The sequence below is a fragment of the Pseudarthrobacter sp. NPDC092202 genome (assembly GCF_044755505.1).
GTDB lineage: Bacteria > Actinomycetota > Actinomycetes > Actinomycetales > Micrococcaceae > Arthrobacter.
This window is the reverse complement of the sequence record NZ_JBIVRG010000034.1, coordinates 1-4,718: the sequence shown is the minus strand read 5'-3', so window position 1 is coordinate 4,718 and position 4,718 is coordinate 1. Positions and strand designations below refer to the sequence as shown.

The window sequence follows — 4,718 nt, the reverse complement described above, 5'->3', positions numbered from 1 at the left end:
GACGCCCGGAACACACCCCTGCCCGCGGCGCATCATCTCGCACCGGTCACGCCAGGACGGCCAGCCGAAGGCTCATCGGTGGATCGAGGCTAAGGGCATCGCGTTGGGCAGCGAGAATCGAGAGCACTGGACCCAACAGTCGCGAGAGCATGGAATGGCAACTGAACAGATGCTTGTCTTGAGGGAACAGCCCGACGTGGCTCTACGGGTGGCCGCTTTCATGCGCAAGGCGTTGGGTCGAGTGATAGAGCTCCGCGAAACTGCCGGATATCTAGACCCTTACGTACGCGTAGGCAGCATCGAGTACTCACTTTTCAGAGATGAAGGTCACGGACTCCGGGAGCTAGTCGTTCTCCTTACAGCTCTATACAGAAGCGACTGGAGTCTAATAGTCGTCGACGAGCCTGAGTTACATCTCCACCCGTCCATGGCGCGACTTTGGGTGTCCGAACTTGTAAGCGAGTGTACGAAAACCGGCCGAAACGCCGTGGTTGTGACCCATGAACCATCAGTGCTTCGGCCTGCATCTGCCGATGAATTACGTTCGATCTGGTTTTTCAGAACTAATCAGAAGCCTTCGAATATCGCTTCTCACTTTGGTGGGTCGCAGGCTGGTCGAGTGACTGCCAGTTTGGCTACAAACATGAACCTAATAAATCAGCTTGTTTTTGCGCCTCGTCCTGTTCTTGTCGAAGGGCCTCACGATGTGATGGCGCTCAGAACAGCCTTGTCGAGGACCAAAGATCCTGCGGTTGTAGCCCAGACGGAATTTGTCCCCTGCGGATCCAGCAATGCCGTTGCCCTTTGGTTCTCTATTGCAAAGAGCTTGCAGATTGACGTGCGCGCCGTCGCCGATTTGGACGCGATCTTCACGGCAGATGTTCAGCGGACTATCGATCAAAGCCCCCTCCTGCAGAAAAGATATCGGGAAGAACTCTTCGCGGAGCCTCCTGCAACCCACGTCGCCTTAAGGCCACTGATCGAGGCTGCTAATCAAGCAGCAGTCGGCAAAGACGAACGAAGCCGGGCGCGTTGGCTTGCCGATCTCGATGTTGGAGAGAGCGGATTACTTAGTCGACGAAACAAGTTACTGGAAGTATGGCGCAACGAAGGTCTATGGCTTCATCCGCAAGGGACGCTTGAAGACGTTTTGAAGATAGTGAAGGGCAAAGCGCAACCAGACACTGCGGCCGCCATGCCTGGCGATATTGACTATGTGAGCGACTGGTGCGGGTTTGAACTTGACCCTCGTGGTGACCTTTCGCATCTACTGCGCGCCGCCGTGGAACGTATCGCTAACGCAATAAATCATGCCCAAGGAATCGATCCACTAGCAATATTCGACCGTCCTGTAGGCACGACTGCAACCATCGACGGACAACTTGTTGATATAGCACCTTTGCCTAACGGAAGGTACCGCCTTACGGTGAAGCGTCCGATTGAGTTCGCCGGCTTCTGGATGGACTTCGATCGAAGCACACCCTCTGATGCCATGATCTTGTCGAGTACTAACCTCGTGTCATAGCCACATGTTTGATGCGCGGCGCGTGTGGAGGACGGTCGACGGTGAAAGGGTAGTGTAGGGGTGTGCTTACTCGCCTGGAAGTAAATGGATTTAAGAATTTATTTGACGTTGCGGTCGACTTTGGTGTCTACACTTGCATAGCCGGACCTAACGCCGTTGGTAAGTCAAATCTGTTTGACGCCATCGAGTTCATATCATTGCTGTCTAATACAACCTTTCTCGACGCCGCCCAAAATCTTCGCGCGGCGGGCGACCGAGTTGGAGATCCAAGAACGCTTTTTTGGCTGGATGGCAGCGGCCGGTATGAGAACATGCAACTGGCAGTCGAAATGATCGTAAGCCCAAATGTCGAAGATGACTTTGGCCAACCGGCAGCGGCCACCAGCACCTTCTTACGTTACGAGCTCGAACTGGCCTACGAGGCACCTACGGCAAAAATCAGTGGCCGGTTCGGTAACATCCGACTTGTTCGGGAGAGTCTGACCTACATAGGTAAAAGCGAAGCCAAAAACCACCTGAGATGGGTTCGCGACAGAGCTTTTATTAGTTCGTTGGTGATGAATGCGCGACGTACTCGCTACATTTCAACTGACAAGGACGCCGCAGGGACGACCATCATTCAGGTGCACCAAGACGGCGGAAGCCGGGGACAACCGCGGAAATCGTCAGCGGAGCGCACACAAAGGACAGTCGTCTCAACTACAAACACTTCGGATGACCCTACAATTTTGGCCGCGAAGCGTGAAATGCAACAGTGGCGGAAACTTGCACTGGAGCCATCCGCGATGAGATCTCCAGATTCCACAAGTGACACGAGCGTCATAGGTTCTAATGGGTCTCACCTTGCGGCTGCCCTAACAAGGCTCTCCGAGGATGACAATGACGTTTTGGCACGTGTCGCCGCTACGGCGTCAGCCCTAACCGATGTACGTGAAATTGAAATTGACTTCGACGAAAAACGGGACATTCTTACGCTTCAGGCGAAGGTGGGGTCGGGACCATTTCTTCCAGCTCAAGTCCTTTCAGAGGGAACTTTACGTTTCCTAGCTTTAAGCGTGATCGAGGCAGACAACGAGTTCGGTGGCGTCATCTGCATGGAAGAACCAGAGAACGGCATCCACCCAGCCAAGATTGCGTCGCTGGTTGACCTACTGCGCGATCTTGCCGTTGACGTGGAGGACGAGATTGGGTCGGGCAACCCTTTACGTCAGGTGCTAGTGAATACCCATTCACCTCATTTTGTTGCCGAGCAAAATCCCGAGGACCTGCTCTTGGCCTTGCCAATGAGCATCCTAAGGAACGGGCATGAAGTTAGGACTGTGCAGTTGATCCCTATGGCGGGAACCTGGCGTGATATTGGAGATGGTTACGCGGGCTCGAAAGCTCTCATCACCGATTACTTAGTGCTTCCCGAAGATGCCCCCATGCAGCTCAGTGCAACCGAAATTGATGCAGTGAGGGCGAAACGATGACAGAATTGACTTTCGCGCTAATCCGAGAAGGCACATCGGATGATGGTCTCGTCGCACACCTCAGGACTCTGATGATCAAGGCTGGGGCATCCAAAGTCGTGGGAGCATCTCGGGAGTACAAGGGCCCTACCAAGGAGAGGATTAGCCAAGTTCTTGCTGAGCAAGCCAAGGTCGATCTGATCTTTGTTCACCGAGACGCTGACAGCAGCGACCCTAAGCCACGATATGAAGAGATTCACGACGCTGCGTCCTCCTTGGGTTGCAGCGACCGGGTGGTACCTGTCGTCCCAGTTCAGGAGCTCGAAGCCTGGCTGCTAGCGGACGAAGCGCAGATTCGCTCCGTTGCAGGACGGCCGAGCGGGAAACAGGCTTTGGGGGTGCCGTCGCTGTCGAAGATTGAATCAACGAAATCGCCGAAAGAAATTTTGCAGAAGGCGTATCTAGCCGCTAGCGAAACCAAAGGCGCAAGGTATAAGAGGCAGGCTAAGCAGTTTCCTCAACACCGCGCCACCCTTCTTGAACGTCTGGACCATGATGGGCCTATCAAGAGCTTGCCGTCATGGCAGCGATTTGTAGAGGATGTAACTTTGAAGACCACGGAGCTCTGTAGCTGACTCGTCCTGCTCCAAATGGGACGCACGGCCGGTCAAACCTCCGCCACGGGAGCCGCGAACTGGGCCTCGTACAGCCGCGCGTAAGCCCCGCCCGCAGCGAGCAGCGACGCGTGCGTGCCCTGTTCAACGATCTGGCCGGCCTCCATCACCAGGATGAGGTCGGCGTCGCGGATGGTGGACAGGCGGTGCGCGATGACAAAAGAAGTCCTGTCGGACCGCAGCGCACTCATCGCCTTCTGCACCAGCACCTCGGTCCGCGTATCCACCGAGGACGTCGCCTCATCCAGTATCAGCACCGAAGGCCGGGCCAGGAACGCCCGTGCAATCGTCAGCAGCTGCTTCTCCCCCGCGGACACGTTGGACCCCTCGTCCTCCAGCAGCGTGTCATACCCGTCCGGCAGTGACCGTACGAACCGGTCCACATACGTCGCCCGGGCCGCCTCCAGGATCTCGGCCTCGGTAGCACCAGGCCGCCCGTACGCAATGTTGTCCCGGATGGACCCGGCAAACAGCCACGTATCCTGGAGCACCATGCCCATCCGCGAGCGCAGCTCGCGCCGCGGCACCGAGGTGACGTCCACGCCGTCGAGCGTTATCCGCCCCGCATCAATCTCATAGAAGCGCATCATCAGGTTCACCAGCGTGGTCTTGCCCGCCCCGGTGGGTCCCACAATCGCCACCGTCTGCCCCGGCTCCGCCACCAGAGACAAAGAAGAGATCAGCGGCTGGTCCGGCGAATACGAGAACGACACATCCGAGAACACCAGCCGCCCGCGCCCGAACACCGGCCCGGCAGAAGGAGCAGGCTCAACGGACTCCTCCTCCTCATCCAGCAACGAGAACACCCGCTCGGCCGACGCCACCCCGGACTGCAGCACATTCGCCATGGACCCCAGCTGCGCCAGCGGCATGGTGAACTGCCGCGAGTACTGGATGAACGCCTGCACATCGCCCAGCTGCATCGCCCCGAACGCCACCTGCAGCCCGCCCACCACCGCGATCCCCACATACACGGCTCTTCGGAATCAAGGGTGTAGCGAGGGTCTGAAACCTCCGGCCTCGAGCAGGCTCCTGGCTGTGTAGTTCGCGAGGTTGCGGAAGCCGAGC

The 4,718-nt window shown here is 57.0% G+C and carries 3 protein-coding genes and 2 pseudogenes; 4 read left to right on the top strand and 1 reads right to left on the bottom strand.

From position 1 onward, the window contains the following. Nucleotides 1-154: 154 nt before the first annotated feature. From ACIQF4_RS21130 to ACIQF4_RS21115, 4 genes and pseudogenes are all read left to right on the top strand, one after another. Nucleotides 155-505: pseudogene (locus ACIQF4_RS21130) on the top strand (AAA family ATPase); the annotation flags it as partial. Between the two features lie 114 nt (nucleotides 506-619). Continuing rightward, the gene (locus tag ACIQF4_RS21125; protein ID WP_400517548.1) at nucleotides 620-1,525 is read left to right on the top strand and encodes a TOPRIM nucleotidyl transferase/hydrolase domain-containing protein; all 906 of its coding nucleotides are present in this window, start codon (nucleotides 620-622) and stop codon (nucleotides 1,523-1,525) included. A 62-nt stretch (nucleotides 1,526-1,587) separates the two neighbouring features. After that, on the top strand, nucleotides 1,588-2,997 hold the full coding sequence (locus ACIQF4_RS21120; RefSeq protein ID WP_400517509.1) for an AAA family ATPase: 1,410 nt from the start codon (nucleotides 1,588-1,590) through the stop codon (nucleotides 2,995-2,997). Continuing rightward, entirely contained in the window at nucleotides 2,994-3,611 is a 618-nt protein-coding gene (locus ACIQF4_RS21115) for a DUF4276 family protein (protein ID WP_400517510.1), read from the top strand. Before ACIQF4_RS21120 ends, ACIQF4_RS21115 begins: the two co-directional genes overlap by 4 nt. Nucleotides 3,612-3,643: 32 nt before the next feature. On the opposite strand, the pseudogene ACIQF4_RS21110 reads toward ACIQF4_RS21115, so the two are convergent. Further along, a pseudogene (locus ACIQF4_RS21110) lies at nucleotides 3,644-4,624 on the bottom strand (ABC transporter ATP-binding protein); the annotation flags it as partial. Nucleotides 4,625-4,718: the final 94 nt, after the last annotated feature.